13 protein-coding genes are annotated in these 18304 nt (G+C 70.8%); 5 read left to right on the plus strand and 8 right to left on the minus strand.

Going from position 1 to position 18304, the window contains the following annotated elements:
- Nucleotides 1-2: 2 nt before the first annotated feature.
- Nucleotides 3-983 (minus strand): 4-epi-cubebol synthase, encoded by a 981-nt coding sequence (locus Pmi06nite_RS04730; RefSeq protein WP_203951575.1) that lies wholly within the window; start codon nucleotides 981-983, stop codon nucleotides 3-5.
- Nucleotides 984-1054: 71 nt separating this feature from the next.
- Nucleotides 1055-1441 carry an ankyrin repeat domain-containing protein gene (locus tag Pmi06nite_RS04735; protein ID WP_373317248.1) on the minus strand — a complete coding sequence of 129 codons (387 nt, stop codon included), beginning with the start codon at nucleotides 1439-1441 and terminating at the stop codon, nucleotides 1055-1057.
- Between the two features lie 112 nt (nucleotides 1442-1553).
- On the opposite strand from Pmi06nite_RS04735, the gene Pmi06nite_RS04740 reads away from it, so the two are divergent.
- Together Pmi06nite_RS04740 and Pmi06nite_RS04745 are read left to right on the plus strand one after the other, a co-directional pair.
- Complete coding sequence (locus tag Pmi06nite_RS04740) at nucleotides 1554-2459, plus strand: PAC2 family protein (protein ID WP_203951577.1); 906 nt, start codon at nucleotides 1554-1556, stop codon at nucleotides 2457-2459.
- A gap of 23 nt (nucleotides 2460-2482) precedes the next feature.
- Nucleotides 2483-3547, plus strand: coding sequence for a Gfo/Idh/MocA family oxidoreductase (locus Pmi06nite_RS04745; protein WP_203951578.1), 1065 nt, complete (start codon nucleotides 2483-2485; stop codon nucleotides 3545-3547).
- Between the two features lie 21 nt (nucleotides 3548-3568).
- Here Pmi06nite_RS04745 and Pmi06nite_RS04750 read toward each other — a convergent pair whose 3' ends face one another.
- Together Pmi06nite_RS04750 and Pmi06nite_RS04755 are read right to left on the minus strand one after the other, a co-directional pair.
- Nucleotides 3569-4366: a tyrosine-protein phosphatase gene (locus Pmi06nite_RS04750; RefSeq protein ID WP_203951579.1), complete on the minus strand. Its 798-nt coding sequence runs from the start codon at nucleotides 4364-4366 to the stop codon at nucleotides 3569-3571.
- A 71-nt stretch (nucleotides 4367-4437) separates the two neighbouring features.
- Nucleotides 4438-6981 carry a tetratricopeptide repeat protein gene (locus tag Pmi06nite_RS04755; RefSeq protein ID WP_203951580.1) on the minus strand — a complete coding sequence of 848 codons (2544 nt, stop codon included), beginning with the start codon at nucleotides 6979-6981 and terminating at the stop codon, nucleotides 4438-4440.
- Nucleotides 6982-7182: 201 nt separating this feature from the next.
- Between Pmi06nite_RS04755 and Pmi06nite_RS04760 the strand changes: the two genes are divergently transcribed.
- Together Pmi06nite_RS04760 and Pmi06nite_RS04765 are read left to right on the plus strand one after the other, a co-directional pair.
- On the plus strand, nucleotides 7183-8445 hold the full coding sequence (locus tag Pmi06nite_RS04760) for an SGNH/GDSL hydrolase family protein (RefSeq protein ID WP_203951581.1): 1263 nt from the start codon (nucleotides 7183-7185) through the stop codon (nucleotides 8443-8445).
- A 37-nt stretch (nucleotides 8446-8482) separates the two neighbouring features.
- Entirely contained in the window at nucleotides 8483-10072 is a 1590-nt protein-coding gene (locus Pmi06nite_RS04765) for a serine/threonine-protein kinase (protein WP_203951582.1), read from the plus strand.
- An 18-nt stretch (nucleotides 10073-10090) separates the two neighbouring features.
- Here the strand turns inward: Pmi06nite_RS04765 and Pmi06nite_RS04770 are convergent, their stop codons facing one another.
- Entirely contained in the window at nucleotides 10091-10735 is a 645-nt protein-coding gene (locus Pmi06nite_RS04770; protein WP_239113649.1) for an HAD family hydrolase, read from the minus strand.
- 97 nt (nucleotides 10736-10832) lie between these two features.
- On the opposite strand from Pmi06nite_RS04770, the gene Pmi06nite_RS04775 reads away from it, so the two are divergent.
- Nucleotides 10833-12371, plus strand: a complete 1539-nt coding sequence (locus Pmi06nite_RS04775; RefSeq protein WP_203951583.1) for a gamma-glutamyltransferase family protein — start codon at nucleotides 10833-10835, stop codon at nucleotides 12369-12371.
- Between the two features lie 209 nt (nucleotides 12372-12580).
- Here Pmi06nite_RS04775 and hrpA read toward each other — a convergent pair whose 3' ends face one another.
- From hrpA to ppgK, 3 genes are all read right to left on the minus strand, one after another.
- Nucleotides 12581-16468 (minus strand): ATP-dependent RNA helicase HrpA, encoded by a 3888-nt coding sequence (gene hrpA, locus Pmi06nite_RS04780; protein ID WP_203951584.1) that lies wholly within the window; start codon nucleotides 16466-16468, stop codon nucleotides 12581-12583.
- 72 nt (nucleotides 16469-16540) lie between these two features.
- Nucleotides 16541-17284 carry a winged helix-turn-helix domain-containing protein gene (locus Pmi06nite_RS04785; protein ID WP_203951585.1) on the minus strand — a complete coding sequence of 248 codons (744 nt, stop codon included), beginning with the start codon at nucleotides 17282-17284 and terminating at the stop codon, nucleotides 16541-16543.
- Nucleotides 17285-17467: 183 nt separating this feature from the next.
- Nucleotides 17468-18193 carry a polyphosphate--glucose phosphotransferase gene (gene ppgK, locus Pmi06nite_RS04790; protein WP_203951586.1) on the minus strand — a complete coding sequence of 242 codons (726 nt, stop codon included), beginning with the start codon at nucleotides 18191-18193 and terminating at the stop codon, nucleotides 17468-17470.
- Between the last annotated feature and the right edge of the window lie 111 nt (nucleotides 18194-18304).

Raw genomic sequence — 18304 nt, forward strand, 5'->3', positions numbered from 1 at the left:
GGTCAGACGTCGAAGTACCTCGAGCTGGTCAGCGAGTAGTCGACGCTGCCGCTGATCCAGTACTCCAGGCCGCGGGCGTAGGCCGTGACGGCGGGCGAGCCGAGTGACTCCAGGACCGGCCCGAGCGTCACCATGTCGGCGACGGCCTGGTCGCGCATCTGGCCGATCCGGTCCATCGCCTCCTGGATGGAGCGGCCGGTGTGGCCGGACAGGACGCTGACCAGGTTGTTGCGGACGTTGGCCCCGCTCTGCTCCTTGGCGTAGGAGATGAGGTCGTTGTCCCACACGACGACGTCGTTGGCGTGCTCGGTCATCGCGTGGACCGCGGGGTGGCGCCACTCTTCGGGAGTGAGCCGCTCCCCGGCCGCCACGTCGATCAGCGCGAAGACGGTGAGCATCGCACCGGTCCTGCGCCGCATGAAGAGGTAGTCGTCCACCGTCGGGACGACATCGTCCTCCCGGTTGGCCGCCTCCCACACCTGGGCGAACAGGTAGTCCTTGGTGACGGTGCGCCACCGGTCGAGTTGGTCGGGACCGCCGTGGACGGTGATGCGCGCCTTGATGTCCAGCAGGGCGCGGGCGAAGGGGTCGTCGACCTGTTTCGAGCCGTGGGGATCGTCTCCGGCGAGATCGTCCACCACGACGTAGAGCTGGGGCAGCGCCCGGGCGATCTCGGCCGCGCGCCTGTCGGACTCGCAGAACGCGTCGTCGAACGCGAACAGCCAGACGCACCAGTCGGTGACGAGCTGACACAGTTCCCGGGACGCGTACGGATAGGTCCGGGCGCCCAGCCATCCGTACGCGGCTCGCTGGAACCGCTCCAGTTGCTCCGGATCGTCGACCATTCCTGAGGTCGCAAGCCACGCCAGCGTGTCTCTGTCGACCTCGTCCACATGCGGATTCACGGCGCTGGGGAAGGGGCAGGTGAGAGAGGGGATGCGGATCGGGTCCCTACCGATCTGTACCACAGAGGGAGTCGCCATCCGCCAAGCATGACCATTAGGTCATTAGAGCGCTAGACCGACAGCATTTACGGAAATTTCGGCCCTCAACCTCAACCTGGCCCTAACAAGCCCACAATGTCCGAACTGCCGAATAACCGGGCAGTGTCGAGCGCGGACGGCGTGCCCGCGGTGGGATCGGCACCCGCGTCCATCAGCGCCCGGATCACCTCAGGCTCCTTCTTGAACACGGCTCCGGCGAGTGGCGTCTGCCCGCGGTCGTTCGCGAGATCCGGGTCCGCGCCGCGTTCGGTGAGAGCGCGGACGGTCGCCGCGTGCCCGTGGTAGGCCGCCAGCATCAGCAGCGTGTCGCCCCTGTCATTCCTCAGATTGACGGGCACTCCCGCGTCCACGTAGGCGCACAGCACCTCGGTCTCCCCCGCCCGTGCGAGGCCGAAGACCTTGGTGGCGAACTCTTCGAGCTCCGGATCCGGCTCCATACCGACCATTGTCCACCGGTAAGGTCACCTCCATCACACGGAATCCAGGCGGCTCCCCAGCGGTTCAGTAGGTAACAGTTGGCAAAGCCCCCTTGAGAAAGGCTGGAACACGGTGTTCGACCCCACGGATCTCTACCGGCTCGACGGGGACGTCCCGGAGCTGACCGATCCGGTGCTGCTCTACCACTTCGAGGGGTTCGTGGACGCGGGAGGCGCCGGCAGGCTGGCTCTCGGACACCTGCTCGCCGAGCTGGAGCACCGGGTCGTCGCGACCTTCGACGTGGACCGCCTGATCGACTACCGCTCCCGCCGTCCCGTGATGACCTTCGACTCCGACCACTGGGTCGACTACGACAGCCCCGAACTCGTGGTCTATCTCACTCGCGACGTGACGGGGACGCCGTTCCTCATCATGACGGGCCCCGAGCCCGACCGCGAGTGGGAGCTGTTCACGGAGGCCATCGGCATGCTGGCCACGCGGCTCGGCGTCGGCAGGCTCGTCACGATGCACGGCGTCCCGATGGGCGTTCCCCACACCCGCCCCCTCGGCCTCACCTCGCACGGCAGCCGGAGCGAGCTCGTCGTCGGCCCGCCGAGCCCCTTCGGAAGGGTGCAGGTGCCCGGCAGCGTGGCGGGGCTGATCGAGTTACGCCTCGGCGCCAAGGGCCACGACGCCGTGGGTTACGCCATCCACGTGCCGCACTATCTCGCGCAGGCCGAATACCCCCAGTCCGCCGTCACGGCTCTGGAGGCGGTGACGCGCGGCACCGGGCTGGTCTTCCCCATGGACAGTCTCCGGGGCGCCGCCGAGGAGACCACGGCCGAGATCGAGCAGCAGATCAGCGCCTCCACCGAGCTCTCCGGCGCCATCCAGGGCCTGGAGCAGCAGTACGACGCGTTCCAGTCGGGAACCGAACGGGAGAACCTCCTCGCCGAGAGCACCCCGATGCCGACGGGTGACGAGCTGGCCGCCCAGTTCGAGGCCTTCCTCGCGGAACGGGACGACCACGACAACTGATCCATGCCGCATATGGTGTGTCCATGCCGACCTCTGAGATCCGCGTCGGGCTGATCGGCTACGGCCCGGCGGGATCGTTCTTCCATGCGCCTCTGATCGCCGCTACCCCGGGATTGCGGCTCGCCGCCGTGGTGACGCGCGACCCCGCCAGGGCCGAGCAGGTACGGCAGGACCATCCCGGCGCCGAGGTCGTGGGAACGGCCGACGACCTGTGGAGCCGTTCGGACCTGGTGGTGATCGCCTCGCCCAACCGCACGCACGTGCCGCTGGCGCAGGAGGCGATCAAGCAGGGTCTCGCGGTCGTCGTGGACAAGCCGCTCACCGGGACGGCCGCGGACGCCCGCGACCTCGTACGGCTGGCCCGCGACCGCGGATCGATGCTGACGGTCTTCCAGAACCGGCGATGGGACGGGGACTTCCTGACGATCCGCCGCCTGCTGCCGGAACTTGGGGACGTCCACCGCTTCGAGTCGCGGTTCGAGCGCTGGCGCCCGGTCCCGAAGGGCGGCTGGCGCGAGATGGGCGGGCCCGACGAGATCGCGGGTGTGCTCTACGACCTCGGCAGCCACCTGGTCGACCAGGCGTTGCAGTTGTTCGGCCCGGTTTCGCACGTCCACGCGGAGAGCGACGTCAGGCGGTCCGGAGTCCGGGCCGACGACGACGCGTTCATCGCGCTGACCCACACCGGAGGGACGCGCTCGCACCTGTGGATGAGCGCGGTCACCGCACAACTCGGCCCCCGGTTCCGGGTGCTCGGATCCCGGGGCGCCTACGTCAAGTGGGGTCTCGACCCGCAGGAGGAGCGCCTGCGCGCGGGCGAGCGCCCGGGCACGGACGGAGCCGTCTGGGGCGCCGAGCCCTCCGAGCGCTGGGGCATGCTGGGGGCCGGGGACGACGTCCGCGCAGTCCCCACGGAGCCGGGCGCCTACCAGGAGTTCTACGCGGGTGTGGCGGCCTGCCTGCGGGACGGGACGCCTCCGCCCGTGGCCCCCGAGAGCGCGGCCGAGACCGTCGCCGTGCTGGAGGCGGCGGCCCGTTCCGCGGCCACCGGTTCCACCGTGGTCATGGACCAGGCGGACCCGGCTTAGGCCGCGACTCCCCAGGCACGTTCAGCTCAGGAGACGGGCGCGCATCGCCTCGGTGTCGCCGTCGGTCCAGCCGTTGGCCGCGAGCCAGCCGAGCGGGCCGCCGAACCTGTCCTCGAGGGTGGCGAAGAACTGCGCCATGTACTCGGGCCGGGGAAGGTGGCTGTCGGCCGGCTTGCCGTCGAGGTCGGCACGGTAGGTCTCGCTCGACCGCAACCGCGCGAGGATCGCCTCGATGCGCTCGCCCGTGGCCGCGTAGTCGGCGATGATCGCCTCCTTGGCGACTCCGGCCACGGCCAGCGCCAGGGCGCTCACCACGCCGGTCCGGTCCTTGCCCGCGGCGCAGTGGACCAGCGCCATGCCGTCGTTCTCCGCGAGCACCCGCAGCGCCCCCACGACCGAGTCGGGACGGTCGCGGAGATAGCCGTAGTAGTAACCGGTGACCCGCAACTCGGCGAGGGTCTCCTCGTCGAGCCGGTCCTGCCACGGCAGCGCCTTGGCGTCGATGGTGTCCGCGTCGACGTCGGTCAGATGGCCGCCCTCGGCGAAGAGGCTGAGGTGGTGGATGCCGACGTCGGCCACCTGATGGAGAGGGCCGGGGCCTTCCAGCCGGACCTCAGTGTCGGACCGGAGGTCGACGACGTGCCTCAGCTTGAGCTCCCCGACCAGGCGGGTGACGTCTCCGCCGGTCAGCCCTTGGAGGTTGTCGCCCCGCAGGATCCGTCCGAACCGCGTGGTGCCTCCGTCGGTGGTGGGGAGGCCGCCGAGGTCCCGCACGTTGACCGCACCTTCGAGAACTATCCAACGCTCATAGTTGTTCATCGCTTATGAGCCTATCTGTCGGCATGTGTCAGCGGCGTGATCGCCCAATGAACGTCTGCCCCATACCGGCGTCACGGACGCATGGCCCGTTCGAGGACCTCCTGGGCACGTGACACTCCGGCCTCGTTCTCGAGGCTCCGGTAGATCTCCAGCGCCTGCTCGACCGGCTCCCGCGCCTCCTGCCGCCGCCCCGCGTCCACGAGTGCCTCACCGAGGGTGCGCAGGCTGCGCGCCTGCCACCAGCGGTCGCCGAGTTCCTCGAAGTCCTCCACGGCGCCGCGCAGGGCCTTGACGGCCTCCGTCGTACGGCCGAGCCGGGCGAGGACCCTGCCCTCCGAGAGCTCCGTCCTCGCCACACCCCAGGAGTCACCGAGCTTCACGAGCCGCTCCTTGGCCCGGCGCATGGAGGCGTACTCCTGCAGGCCGTTCTGCGGGTCGCCGATCTCCCCCGCCGCCCGCAGGCATCTGGCCTCCTCCCACTCCTCGTGCCGGTCGCGGAAGGCACGGATGGCGAAGCGGAGGGCGTTGCCCGCCAGGATGAACTTCCGCTCCGCCTCCAGGGCCTCTCCGTCCCTGAGGTGGCCGCGCGCCTCGGCGGCGAGGACCTCGCCGAGGACACGCTGGGTCTGAGCCTCCGAGTAGCGGTTGGCGTCGGACTGGAAGACGCCGAGTGAGTCCTCCAGCAACTCCCTCGCCTCGCCGTACCGGCGCTGCGCCAGGCGCAGCTCGGCCAGGTTGCGCTGGGTCCTCGCCTGCCACCATCGGTCGTCCTCGGCCTTGAAGGCCGCGATGGCGTCGATCAGATGGCCCTGACCGCGGTCGAGGTTGCCGTCGCTGAACAGTGACATGCCGACCGAACGCGTGGCCCGCGCCGCCCACCAGGACTCGCCGAGGCCGGTGAAGATCTCCAGCGCCCGCTCGGCGTCGTGCCTGGCCTCCGCCGGCCGGCCCATGCCTCCCACGACGGCCGACCGCTCCATGAGCGCGATCCCGAGCGCGCGGGGGTCGTCCGCCCGGGTCGCCGCCTCGCAGACGACGTCGGCCACCACCTGCCAGTCCGACCAGTAGGCGCGCAGCGAGTGGCAGAGCGAGCAGAAGGCGCGGCCCGTCCCCCACGCGAGGTCCCAGAGCTCGGCGTCCCTCGCCAGGTGGATCGCCGACAGCAGCGCCACGCGCTCGGCGGCGAACCACTCGGCCGACGAGATCTCGGCCGGCGACTCCGGTCCGCTCGCGACAGGTCCCCTGCGGGTGCCCCTGCGGCGCCAGTCCTGCGGCCACCGGTCGGTCGCGGCGGCCTCCGCCCGGCGACGATAGCCGTACAGGACCCGCTCGATGGCGGCGCGGCGATGGCTCTCCGGCTCTTCCTCCACGGCCAGCTCACGGGCGAACAGGCGCACCAGGTCATGCAGGCGGTAGCGCATCTCACCGGTGCCGTCGCGCCCGGAGCACTCGGCGAGCTGGGTGTCGACCAGGGCCTCGAGCTGGTCGGCGCCGTCCAGCACCGAGGTGTCGAGCAGGTCGCCCGCCACCCAGCCCTGCACGTCGGGCGCCGTCAGCAGGCCCATCAGCCGGAGCAGGCGGCGCTGGACGTCCGTGCAGTCCTCGTAGCTGAGCTGCAGGGAGGCGCGGACGCTCTTGTCGATGCGCCGGCCGACCTCCAGGTGGTCGAGGCGGCGGCGCTCGTCGCCCAGCCGGTCGGCCAGCTCCTTCAGCGACCAGTTCTCCCTGGTCGCCAGGCGGCCGCCGCAGATGCTGATGGCGAGCGGCAGACGGTCGCAGAGCCGCACGATCGCGAGGGCGGAGTCGAGATCCCCCGCCACCCTCTCGTCGCCCGCGAGCCGCGCGAGCAGCTCGACGCCCTGCGCCTCGGTGAAGGCTCCCAGCTGGCGGTCGTGGCGGTTGCGGAGGAACAGCGGCTGCCGGGAGGTCACGATGACCGCGCACCGGGCCTCGGGCGGAATCAGGGCCTTGACGTCGTCACCATTCTGGGCGTTGTCAAGAAAAATCAGGATCTGGCGGTCCTTGGTCCAGGTCCACCAGAGCTTCTGCAACTCGGCGAGGCCGCCGGGGTCGGTGGTGAGGCGGACACCCAGGGCGCGCAGGAACCCGAGCAACACGTCCTCGGGCCCGGCGGTGCCGTCCGGTCCGCGCAGGTCGAAGTAGAGCTGGCCGTCGGGGAACGCGCCGATGATCTCGTGGGCGAACTTCGTCGCGAGCGCGGACTTCCCCACCCCGCCCTGGCCGTAGATCGACACCACCAGCGGCGAGTCGTCCGCGCGGTCGGCGAACTGCTCGCGCAACTCGGCGAGGGCCTCCCCCCGCCCGGTGAAGTGAGCGATCGCCGGGGGGAGCTGGGCGGGAGGCGGGACGGCCTCGGGACCGGGCGGCGCGGCGGGCGGCGCCGGCCGCGGATCCGTCGTCGCCCAGGCCAGCGCTCCGACCAGTACGGCGGAGACCACAGTGATCACAACCCGGGCGCTAACGGGGAGCGTCCAGATGTTGAGGGAGGTGCCGAGCGCGCTGGCGACGGCGGCGAGCAGGCCCGCCGCGGCCGGGCCCGCGATCGACGACCGTCGCCGGGCGGGAAGTCTGTCATCGTGCCTGGACCGGCGCATCCGTCCTGTCCTTCAGGGCCTCGGGGATTCGGGCGTCGTGGACGACCGCTTCTCACCCGTGATTCAAGCAGAATCGATCTACCTATGGGCGACCGCGTCCGCATCCCGTCTGCCGATGTCAAAACATCGGTAAGGTATGGCACCGCAGACGCTCTTCCCGCCGCGGGAGCCTTCCGCGGTCACATGTTGTGGAGGAACTGGATGGCACGGCCGGTTCACCGGTTGTCCGTGGTGGCCCTGGCGCTCGCGGCGTCCATGATCGCGACTGTCGCGGCCGCGACCCCCTTCTCGGCGGCCGAGGCCCGGCGCCTGGACGGCACGCCGTCGCCGTCGTCCACGACGCCCCCGAGCGAGCCGCCCGCGGACGAGCACCTGGTCGGCACCTGGTCGGCCGCGACCACCCGCGTGGCGACGGCCGTCGGCGGCCAGACCGTCCGGATGGTCGTCCGGGCGAGCCTCGGCGGCTCGCAGGCGCGCATCCACCTGTCCAACGTGTTCGGCCTCGCTCCCGTGACGTTCGCCGACGTCCATCTCGGCATCCAGGGCTCGGGCGCCAAGGTCCGCGCGGGCACCAACCGCCCGGTGACGTTCGACGGCGCCCCGTCGGTGACGGTCCCCGCCGGGCAGAGCGTCTGGAGCGACATGGTGCCCGGGAAGGTCGCCGGCGGTCAGGACCTCGTCGTCAGCGTCCACCTCCCCGCCTATGTCCACGGAGTGACCGGTCACGACCGCGCCTACGCGACCACCTACATGTCCGGTCCCGGCGACCACGCGGCGGAGGAGTCCGCGAAGGGCTACACCTACACCAGCAACCAGTGGTTCTTCCTGGACCGCGTCGCGGTCAGCGCGGCGTCCACGATCGGATCCGTCGCGGTGCTGGGCGACTCGCTCACCGACGGGACCGGACAGGCAAACGACGCCAACCGGCGCTGGACCGACTACCTTCACCGGCGGCTGTCGGGAGCGGCCAAGCCGACCAGGCTCGGCGTGCTCAACGCCGGCATGGCGGGGAACCGGATCCTGCGCCCCACCGTCGGCCCCAGCGGGGTCGTCCGGTTCGAGCGCGACGTCCTGTCCCAGCCCGGTGTCCGCACGGTCGTGGTCTACGAAGGCATCAACGACATCTCCCGGGGCTCCTACGACTCGGCCACACCGCTGATCGACGGTTACAAGAAGCTGATCGAGGCCGCCCACGCCAAGGATCTGCGGGTGATCGGCGCCACGCTGACCCCGTTCCACGGCTTCGGTTCCTGGACCAAGAAGCGGGAGAAGATCCGGCAGCAGGTCAACCGGTGGATCAGGACCGGCGGCGCCTTCGACGCCGTCGCCGACTTCGACAAGGCGGTCCGCGACCCCCGTTCTCCGCAGCGACTGGCCCGCGCCTACGACGCCGGCGACCACCTGCACATGAGCGACGCCGGACGCCGGAGGCTGGCTGACGCGGTCGTCCTGCGGGAACTCTGAGTCTCGGACAACCTGCCGGGATCGCTACGGTATGACCATGGTCGCCCCTCTGGCCCCCGATGACCCGACCACGCTCGGCGTATTCCGCCTGACCGGACGCCTCGGCGAGGGCGGTCAGGGAGTCGTCTATCTCGGCTACGCCTCCGACGGCGAACCCGTGGCCGTGAAGGTCATCAAGACCGGGCTCGACCCGGCCGTCCGCACCCGGCTCGCCCGCGAGTTGGACGCGATGCGGAGCGTCGCCCCCTTCTGCACCGCCCGCGTGCTGACGGCGGTGGTGGACCGGAGCGAGCCGTACATCGTGAGCGAGTACGTCGACGGGCCCTCGCTGCAGCAGCGGGTGTCCGACGGCGGTCCGCTGCGAGGCGGAGAGCTGGAACGGCTCGCGGTCGGCACCGCGACCGCCCTGACCGCGATCCACGCGGCCGGGATCGTCCACCGTGACTTCAAGCCGGGGAACGTCCTGCTCGGCCCGGACGGCCCGCGTGTCGTCGACTTCGGCATCGCCCGGCAGGGCGAGAGCGAAACGATCACGGCGGGCCCGATCGGCACTCCGGCCTACCTGGCTCCCGAGCAGATCGCCGGAAGCCCGGCGAGCCCGGCGTCCGACGTCTTCGCGTGGGGCGCCACGATCGTCTTCGCCGCCACCGGCCATCGAGCCTTCGGCGGCGACAGCGTCGCCGCCGTGCTGCACAAGATCATGACGATGGACCCGGACGTCACGGGGGTCCCGGCGCCCCTCCAGGCCACGGTCCGGCGTTGCCTGGCCAAGGATCCGGCGGTGCGGCCCACGGCCCGCGACCTGCTTCTGGGCCTGGTGGGATCCGCGCCCGACCCGCTCGTGGCCGGTGTGGCGGCCGCGGACGGCGGAGGGCACGAGAGCGGTCAGGACCACCCGGACGACGACCGGACCCAGCCCCGGCGGCCCGCCGGACAGGCGATGGCGCATCCCGTGAGCGCGGAGCCTCAGCCCGGGCCACCGGCGGGGCCGGGCAGGCCGGAGCCGCTGGGCACCGAGCCGGCTAGTGGACGGCGCGGCTCCCGGACCACAGTGATCGCCGGGCTCGTCGCCCTCGTGGCGGCCGTGGCGGTCGCGGCGGCGCTCCTCGTGCCCCGGCTGTTCCCTCCGTCCGGTTCCGTCGCGTCATCCGACTCCACGACCCCCACGACGTCCCGCACCACGCCCGGGGTGGCGGAGACCCCGGATCCCACGACCACCGGCCCGTACGACACCACCGACGGTTCCACGGACCCGGCCCCCGCCACAGGCTCCGGCGGCGACGCGAACGAGGGCGGCTCGGGCAAGAGAGTCTCCGCGGCCTTCGCGGGAACCTGGCGCGGGCACATCACGCCGACTCCGGCAGGCCTGACGGGCGACTACGACATCGAGATCGACCTGGAGTCCGGAGACGACAAGGGAACGTGGAAGGAGCCGGCCAACTCCTGCGAGGGGACCCTGAAGCTCACCGAGGCCACCGGCTCCACGCTGACCTTCGACCTCGTGGACGCGGGCCAGTGCGTACCGGGGACGGTCCGCCTGCAGCGCAAGGGCGGCGGACTCGCCTACCGGTGGAACGACGACGCCGGCCTGCTGGAGTACAACGGCGATCTGACCAAGGCAGGCTAGCGACGCCCGGTGATCGGCTCAGCCGAGCCGCGTGACGAGTTCGGCGAGATCGTCGACGACCAGATCGGCCTGGTCCGCATCGGGACGAGCGGCGTGGAGGAAGCCCCAGGGGCCGCGGCGCAGCAGTGCGGCCCGCATGCCGGCCTTCCTCGCGGGGAGCACGTCGTTGTCGAGCCGGTCCCCCACGTAGAGGATCGCCTCCGGAGCGTGCCCGGCCACCTCGGAGACCTTGGCGAAGAATCCGGGCTCCGGCTTCTCGACCCGCCAGGCCGCCGAGGTGTGGACGCCGTCCACGGGCAGGTTCATCGCGGCGAGCGCGTCATAGGCCTGCGGCGGCTGGTTCCCCGCGACGATCAGCCGGTATCCGGCGTCGCGGAGCGCGCCGAGGCCCGGCCGTACGTCGGGATAGAGGTCGTCCTCGTCGAAGTTCTCGCGCAGACCGGCGGGGTCGTCGGCGCGCCAGGCGGCGATCTCCGCCTCCAGGTCGAATCCGGGCCGGACCAGTTCGAACGCGTCACGGAGCGGCCGGTCGAGGGCGGCCATGCCGCCGACGAGCCCCAGGAAGGTCCCCCGGGGAACTCCCAGCCTGTCGGCCCAGCGCGTCCAGATGCGAGTCTCGTCGATCAGCGTCTCCCCCACGTCGAACACCAGCACCCGGATCACGGCAATTCCTTTGCATTCGTCACTGTTTCGTCACTATCGCGGCCACTCTAGGGGGCGGACTCGTCCAGGCGATCCCCCCGTCATAGAGTCCCCAATCGTGAGCGAAACGCGGTATGCCCTGAACGGCATGGTCTCCACCGTCGACCATCTGGCGTCCTCCGCCGGGGTGTCCGTCCTGGAGCGGGGGGGCAACGCGGTGGACGCCGCGATCGCGGCCAACGCGGTGCTCGCCGTCACGTCCCCGCACCTGTGCGGACTCGGCGGCGACCTGTTCGCTCTCGTCCACGACGGATCCGCCACCACCGCGCTCAACGCGTCGGGCAGGTCGGGTTCGGGCGCCGATCCTGACCGGCTTCGCGCCGAGGGCCTGGACCGCATGCCGCACCTCTACGACATCCGGTCGGTGCCGGTGCCCGGCTGCGTCGACGGCTGGTCGGCCCTGCACGAGCGCTTCGGACGGCTCCCGCTCGCCGATCTGCTCGCCCCGGCGATCCGGCATGCCGCGGCGGGCTTCCCCGCCTCGCCGCTGCTGGCACCAGGCGGCGAGTTCATCGGCTCACTCCCCGGAGCGGGCGACTTCGCCTCGGCCAGGCGCGCCGGCGACATCATCCGCCGCCCGGGCGTCGCGCGGACACTCGAGGCGATCGCCTCGGGCGGCCGGGCCGCCTTCTACGAGGGCGAGTTCGGCGAGGGCCTGCTCACGCTCGGCGCCGGCGAGTACGTCCCCGAGGACCTGGCCCGGCCGAACGCCGACTGGGTGGACCCCATCCAGGCGGAGGCCTTCGGTCACCGGATCTGGACCGTCCCGCCGAACTCGCAGGGTTACCTGCTGCTGCTCTCCCTGGCGATCCTCGACAAGCTCGACCTGCCCGACGACCCCGGTGACCCCCGATGGGCGCACCTCCTCGTCGAGTCGGCCCGCGCGGCCGGCCACGACCGGCTGGACGTGCTCCACGAGGGCGCCGTCGCGCCCCTGGGCTCGGCCGACGCCAGGCGCGCGATGATCGATCCCGAACGGCGCTCGCCGTTCGTCGACCACACGGCTCCGGGCGACACCACCTACCTGTGCGCCGTGGACGGCGACGGGATGGGCGTCTCCCTCATCCAGTCGAACGCGGCGGGCTTCGGCAGCCTGCTCTTCGAACCGAGCACCGGCATCAACCTGCACAACCGCGGCATCGGCTTCTCGCTCACGCCCGATCACCCCGCCGAGTACGGCCCGCGCAGGCGGCCGCCCCACACGCTCTCCCCCGCGCTGATCACGCGCCAGGACGGCTCGCTGCGGTCGGTCGTCGGCACCATGGGCGGCGACGCCCAGCCGCAGATCCTGCTGCAACTGATCACCCGGCTCCTGCATCACGACCAGGCCCCGGGACAGGTCATCGACGCCCCGCGGTGGGCGCTCGGCGTGAGCGGCGCCGACACGGGCTTCGACACCTGGCGGCAGGAGGCCGTCGTCGAGGTCGAGGACGGCGCGCCGTGGTCCGACGGCCTGCGCGAGCGCGGCCACCCGGTCACGGCCGTCGAGTACGGCTCCAACTTCGGCCACGCCCACCTGATCGACGTCCTGCCCTCGGGTGTGCTCGCGGGAGCCGCCGACCCCCGTGCGCTGATCGGCGCCGCTCTCGGTCGCTAGTGCGCCCGTCCCTGACCGTCCATCCCGCCCACTGGAGGTCCGCCGTCTCCCCAAGCGCCTTGCGCAGGAGATCGTCGAGGAACGAGGGCACTCCCTGGGTAACTCACAGCGCCGACATGCAGTGATTTCGGCCATATTCGGACACGCCTAGAACGCACCCGGCCCGGAATGTCATGGCCGAGGGCGGGACCCCGCTTCCGGGACTTCTCCTAGATGGCGTCGATGGCCTTGCGGATGCGCTTCTCCGAGACGGGGGCGGGCGTACCGAGCTGTTGCGCGAAGAAGCTCACCCGCAGCTCCTCGATCATCCACCGGATGTCCCGTACGGCCTTCGCGTCCCGCTCCGCGGGCTTGAGCCGGTCGAGCAGGTCGCGGTAGTCGTCCTCGACGTCGTGCACGCGGTGCATCCACTCGCGGTCTCGGTGCGGGTCGTCGGGCAGCTTCTCCAGTCGCCGTTCGACCGCCCGCAGGTAGCGGTGCAGGTCGGGCAGCCTGTCGTAGCCCGTCCCCGTCACGAAGCCGGCGTAGATGAGCCCGTCGAGCTGCTCCTTGATGTCGGCGACGGAATCGGCCGGACCGCTAAGGACGGTCTGCACCGAATGCCAGGTGGCCAGGATCCGCTCGACCCTGGCGACCACCTCCTCGGTCGTCGCGAACAACGACGCGCGCACGTGGTCGTGGAGCCGTTCGAACCCTGCCTGGTCCCAGGCCGGTCCCCCGGCCTCGGCGATCAGCCTGTCGGCCGCGCACATCGTGCAGTCGTCGAACAACTCGGCGGCGCCGCCGTGCGGGCTCCGGCTGAGCGCGAGCTTCTGCGCGGTGCCCAGCCCGCGAAGGATGGCCTTGGCCGGGCTGACCGTGTTGAGAAGCACCAGCCTGCGGGTGCCCGCCCACATGGACCGCCGCTGCTCGGCCTCGGTCTCGAACATCCGGACCCCGACGCTCCCGGTCTCGTCGGCGAGCGCCGGATAGGCGCGCAGCCTGCCCCGTTCGAAGACCTTGGGCAGTGTCCCGATCGTCCAGCTCCGCAGTCCGGTGCGCTCCAGGTCGTCGGCCGCCTTCGACAGCGTGGCCCGCAGCCGGGGGGCCAGCCTGCGCTTGAGCGCCTCGAGGTCCTTGTCCTCGGCGACCGGCCGCTTCCTGTCGTCGACCACCCGATAGGTGATGCGCAGGTGGTCGGGCACCTGGTCGGGTGCCCAGGCCTCGCGGGGTATGGTCACGCCGGTCATCCGGTACAGCTCCCGCTCCAGCGTGTCCAGGATCGGTTCGCTTCCCGGCTCCGCCCGTTCCAGTACGGCTTTCGCGAAATTGGGGGCGGGCACGAAGTTGCGCCGCAACTGCTTGGGGAGCGACCTGATGAGCGCGGTGACCAGTTCCTCGCGCAGGCCGGGGATCTGCCAGTCGAAGCCGGCCGGGTCGACCTGGTTCAGCACGTCGAGGGGGATGTGCACGGTGACGCCGTCCGCCACCTTCTCCGCGGCCTTCTCCACGGCCGTGCCCGGCTCGAACCGGTAGGTCAGCCGCATCCGCTGCCCGCTCTGTCCCCATGAGTCGGGATAGTCCCGGGCGCTGACCCCGGCGCCGGAGTTGACCAGCATCTCGGGCGTGAACGTGAGCAGGCCGGGAGACTCGCGCGAGGTCTTCTTCCACCAGCTGTCGAAGTGACGCCCGGAGACCACCTCGGGCGGGATGCGTCCGTCGTAGAAGTCGAACAGCGTCTCGTCGTCGACGACGATGTCCCGGCGCCTGGCCTTCTCCTCCAGCTGCTCGACCTCCTGGAGCAGCTTGCGGTTGTCGTGGAAGAACTTGTGGTGGGTCCGCCACTCGCCCTCGACGAGGGCGTTGCGGATGAACAGGTCGCGGCTGAGCTCCGGGTCGATGCGGCCGTAGTTGACCTTGCGTTCCGCGACGATCGGCACGCCGTACAGGGTGACCTTCTCCAGGGCCATGACGGCGGCCTGGTCCTTCTCCCAGTGCGGCTCGCTGTAGGTCCGTTTGATCAGGTGCTGGGCGAGCGGCTCGATCCACTCCGGCTCGATCTTGGCGTTGACGCGCGCCCACAGCCGCGAGGTCTCGACGAGCTCGGCCGACATCACCCACAGCGGCTGCGTCTTCGCCAGGGTGGAGCCGGGGAAGACGGCGAACCGCGCGTTGCGCGCGCCGACGTACTCGGTGATGGGGCGCCGCGGCCCGTCCTGCTTCCGCTTGGCTTCGAGGTCCTTGACGCCGATGTGCGAGAGCAGGCCGCTCAGCAGCGCCTGATGGATCCGCTGCGGGTCCGCGTCGACGCTGTTGGGGACGATGCCCAGGCTCTTGGCCACCGACCTGAGCTGGCTGTCGATGTCCTGCCACTCGCGGACGCGCAGGTAGTTGAGGAACTCCGCCTTGCACATCCGGCGGAACGCGCTGGACGACAGCGCCCGCTGCTGCTCGCGCAGGTATTTCCACAGGTTCAGGTACGTCAGGAAGTCGGATTCCTTGTCGGCGAAGCGCCGGTGCTTCTCGTCGGCCGCCTGCTGCTTGTCCGCCGGCCGCTCGCGGGGATCCTGGATCGACAACGCGGCAGCGATGATCATGACCTCGCGCGCGCAGCCGTTCCCCTCGGCCTCGAGAACCATGCGCGCGAGACGCGGGTCCACGGGGAGCTGGGCGAGTTTGCGCCCGAGAGGGGTCAGGTTCGCGCCCTTGTCGCCGAGCGCGCCCAACTCCTGGAGCAGGTTGACGCCGTCCCGGATCTGCCTGCTGTCCGGCGGCTCGACGAAGGGGAACGCCGCGATGTCGCCCAGCCCCAGCGACGTCATCTGCAGGATGACGCTCGCCAGGTTCGTACGGAGGATCTCCGGGTCGGTGAACTCCGGCCGGGTGACGAAGTCGTCCTCGGCGTAGAGCCGGATGCAGATGCCGTCCGAGGTCCGGCCGCATCGGCCCTTGCGCTGGTTGGCCGACGCCTGCGACACGGGCTCGATCGGCAGCCGCTGCACCTTGAGCCGGTGGCTGTACCGCGAGATGCGCGCCGTGCCGGGGTCGATGACGTACCGGATGCCCGGCACGGTGAGGGAGGTCTCCGCGACGTTGGTCGCCAGCACGATCCTGCGGCCCCGGTGCGCCTGGAAGACGCGGTGCTGCTCGGCCGCCGACAGCCGCGCGTACAGCGGGAGGACCTCCTCCGGACGGCCCTTGAGCGCGTCGGCGGTGTCCCTGATCTCCCGCTCGCCGCTCAGGAAGACGAGGATGTCCCCGGGGCCCTCCGCGCACAGTTCGTCGACCGCCTGCACGATGGCCTGGGTCTGGTCGTCGTCCTCCTCGACCGGCCGGTAGCGCACCTCTACGGGGTAGGTGCGGCCGGACACCTCGACGATCGGAGCGCCTCCGTCGCCCCCGGGCGGGGCGAAGTGCCGGGAGAACCGCTCGGGGTCAATGGTCGCCGACGTGATGATGACCTTGAGGTCGGGACGCTTCGGCAGGAGTTGCTTGACGTATCCGAGGATGAAGTCGATGTTGAGGCTGCGTTCGTGGGCCTCGTCGATGATCAGAGTGTCGTACTGCAGCAGCAGCGGGTCGGTCTGCATCTCCGCCAGCAGGATGCCGTCGGTCATCAGCTTGACGAGGGTTCCGTCGCTGGAATGGTCGGTGAAGCGGACCTTGTATCCGACCGCCTCCCCCAGCGAGATCGACAGTTCCTCGGCGATGCGCTCGGCCACGGTGCGCGCCGCGATCCGCCGGGGCTGGGTGTGCCCGATGAGGCCGTGCACCCCCCGGCCCAGCTCCAGGCAGATCTTGGGCAGCTGCGTCGTCTTGCCCGAGCCCGTCTCCCCCGCCACGATCACGACCTGGTGGTCGCGGATCGCCGCGAGCAGGTCGTCCTTGCGCTGACTGACCGGCAGTTCGGGTGGATAGCTGAGACGCGGCACCGCTTCACGGCGGGCGGCGACCCGCGACTCGGCGGCCTCGATGTCACCCGCTATCTGGAGGGCGACGGACTGGCGTGACGTGCCGTCACGTACTTTGCGCACTCCGTCGAGACGGCGGCGCAGCCTGCGCTGGTCGCGCAGCATCAGGCCGGGCAGGCGGCTCTGGAGATCGGCGAGCATGTTCATTCCAGGCTCAAGGATAGGCACCCGCCCCCACGGTTCCGCCAGCCGATTTTTCCGGGGCCCGGCGGGCGGCGCCTAGGAACGCGGCGGCTGGTACTTGTAGCCGACGTTCCGCACCGTCACGATCCGCCCGGCGTGCGGGCCCAGCTTGCGCCGGAGCCGGAGGACGTGCACGTCGACGGTTCTGGCGCCCTCGTCGCCGTACCTGTCCCAGATGGCGGCCATCAGCTGCCGACGGTTGAAGACCCGGCCCGGCGCCGAGCACAGGTAGTCGAGCAGCTCGAACTCGCGGTAGGTGAGGTCGATCTCCACACCGTCCACCCGGACCACGCGGGAGGCCCGGTCCACGACGAGCTCCTCCACCGGTGCGGACGCCCGGCCATGGCGGGAGGCGTGGCCTCCGCGATCGGGGTGCGCCACGAGGCCGGGGGCGGCTCCGGCCCCACGTGCGGCCCTCGCCGGCCTGTCGGCGCCGGACGCCTCGGAGCCTTCATGGACCTCCGCGACTCCCGTGGCGGCGCTCTGGAACGCCGCGAGGCCCTCCGGCAGCTCGGCTTCCTGGACCAGTGCGATCCCGTGGGGCCACTTCACGTCCTGGGCCCGCTCCGCGCCCCCCTCCGGCAGGGTGACCCCCTGCGGGAGCCGGAGACCCCGGGCGGACCGCGATCCGCCGTCCAGCGGGACCACGTAACCGACGATCACGAGCGCGGCGTCCGCCCCGGGCATGGGCAGCACGCTGAGCACGGTCCCCTCGTCGGGGGGTGAGGGGTCGTAGCCGGGCTCACGCCGGCGCGCGACGAAATCAATGACATGTGACATTTCGTGGTTTCTCCTTGCCTGAAGCATTTCCGGATGGGGTGATCCCGGCGATCAACAGGCGGCGCCGCAGACGCGGAGCAGGTCGATGTGACGACGCTCGGTCAGTCTTCGCCATGAAGCCATGAAGGCATCGTGACACGAGTATTCCATGCTTTTCAAGTAGGGATTAAGGTAATACTCGTCTCACCGGTCGACAGCGGTCATGGCCGCTCCGATGATGCCCGCCTCGTTGCGCAGCACGGCGGGCACGACCGGCGTGTCACCGAGGTCGATCAGCGGAAGGAACCTGTCGGCCTTCTTGCTGACGCCGCCGCCGATGATGATCAGGGAGGGCCAGAGCAGGTCGCGCATGTGCACCAGGTACTCCTGAACGTGCTCGGCCCACTTCTCCCAGCTCAGGTCGTGCTTCTCGCGCACATGGTCGGAGGCCCGGTGTTCGGCCTCCTTGCCGCGGATCTCGACGTGCCCGAACTCCGTGTTGGGCACCAGTCGCCCACCGGTGAACAGAGCACTGCCGATGCCGGTGCCGAAGGTCAGCATGAGCACCGCGCCGGCACGGTCACGGCCCGCACCGAAGGCGACCTCGGCGACGCCCGCCGCGTCGGCGTCGTTGAGCAGGGCGGCTCCGGCGCCGAACAACTCCTCGCCCTTGACGCCGATCCACGATCGGTCGACGTTGGCCGCGGTCCTGATGACGCCGTTCAGCACGACGCCGGGGAAGGTCACCCCCACGGGCCCCGTCCACGAGAAGTGGTCGATGATCTCCCGCACGACCGTCGCGACCGCCGCGGGCGTGGACGGCTCCGGCGTCGGTATGCGCAACCGCTCCCGCGTGAGCTCGCCCGCCACCGTGTCCACAGTGGCGCCCTTGATCCCCGAGCCGCCGATATCTATGCCCAGCGCTTCCATGGCTTCCTCCAGAGTCCGCCGATCAACGCTACCCGTACAGAGAGGTCGTAAGCATGGCCGTACGGGCGGGGTGATCACTCAGCGTGTCGCGGACGGGGACACGGGGTAGCG

Origin of the sequence: Planotetraspora mira, from assembly GCF_016863275.1 — a bacterium.
Classification (GTDB): domain Bacteria; phylum Actinomycetota; class Actinomycetes; order Streptosporangiales; family Streptosporangiaceae; genus Planotetraspora; species Planotetraspora mira.

Excerpts from the sequence above, each read along its gene's own strand:
- Pmi06nite_RS04730 (WP_203951575.1), bottom strand. The coding sequence starts at position 983 with ATGGCGACTCCCTCTGTGGTACAGATCGGTAGGGACCCGATCCGCATC.
- Pmi06nite_RS04735 (WP_373317248.1), bottom strand. The coding sequence starts at position 1,441 with ATGGAGCCGGATCCGGAGCTCGAAGAGTTCGCCACCAAGGTCTTCGGC.
- Pmi06nite_RS04745 (WP_203951578.1), top strand. The coding sequence starts at position 2,483 with ATGCCGACCTCTGAGATCCGCGTCGGGCTGATCGGCTACGGCCCGGCG.
- Pmi06nite_RS04750 (WP_203951579.1), bottom strand. The coding sequence starts at position 4,366 with ATGAACAACTATGAGCGTTGGATAGTTCTCGAAGGTGCGGTCAACGTG.
- Pmi06nite_RS04755 (WP_203951580.1), bottom strand. The coding sequence starts at position 6,981 with ATGCGCCGGTCCAGGCACGATGACAGACTTCCCGCCCGGCGACGGTCG.
- Pmi06nite_RS04760 (WP_203951581.1), top strand. The coding sequence starts at position 7,183 with ATGGCACGGCCGGTTCACCGGTTGTCCGTGGTGGCCCTGGCGCTCGCG.
- Pmi06nite_RS04765 (WP_203951582.1), top strand. The coding sequence starts at position 8,483 with ATGGTCGCCCCTCTGGCCCCCGATGACCCGACCACGCTCGGCGTATTC.
- hrpA (WP_203951584.1), bottom strand. The coding sequence starts at position 16,468 with ATGAACATGCTCGCCGATCTCCAGAGCCGCCTGCCCGGCCTGATGCTG.
- Pmi06nite_RS04785 (WP_203951585.1), bottom strand. The coding sequence starts at position 17,284 with ATGTCACATGTCATTGATTTCGTCGCGCGCCGGCGTGAGCCCGGCTAC.
- ppgK (WP_203951586.1), bottom strand. The coding sequence starts at position 18,193 with ATGGAAGCGCTGGGCATAGATATCGGCGGCTCGGGGATCAAGGGCGCC.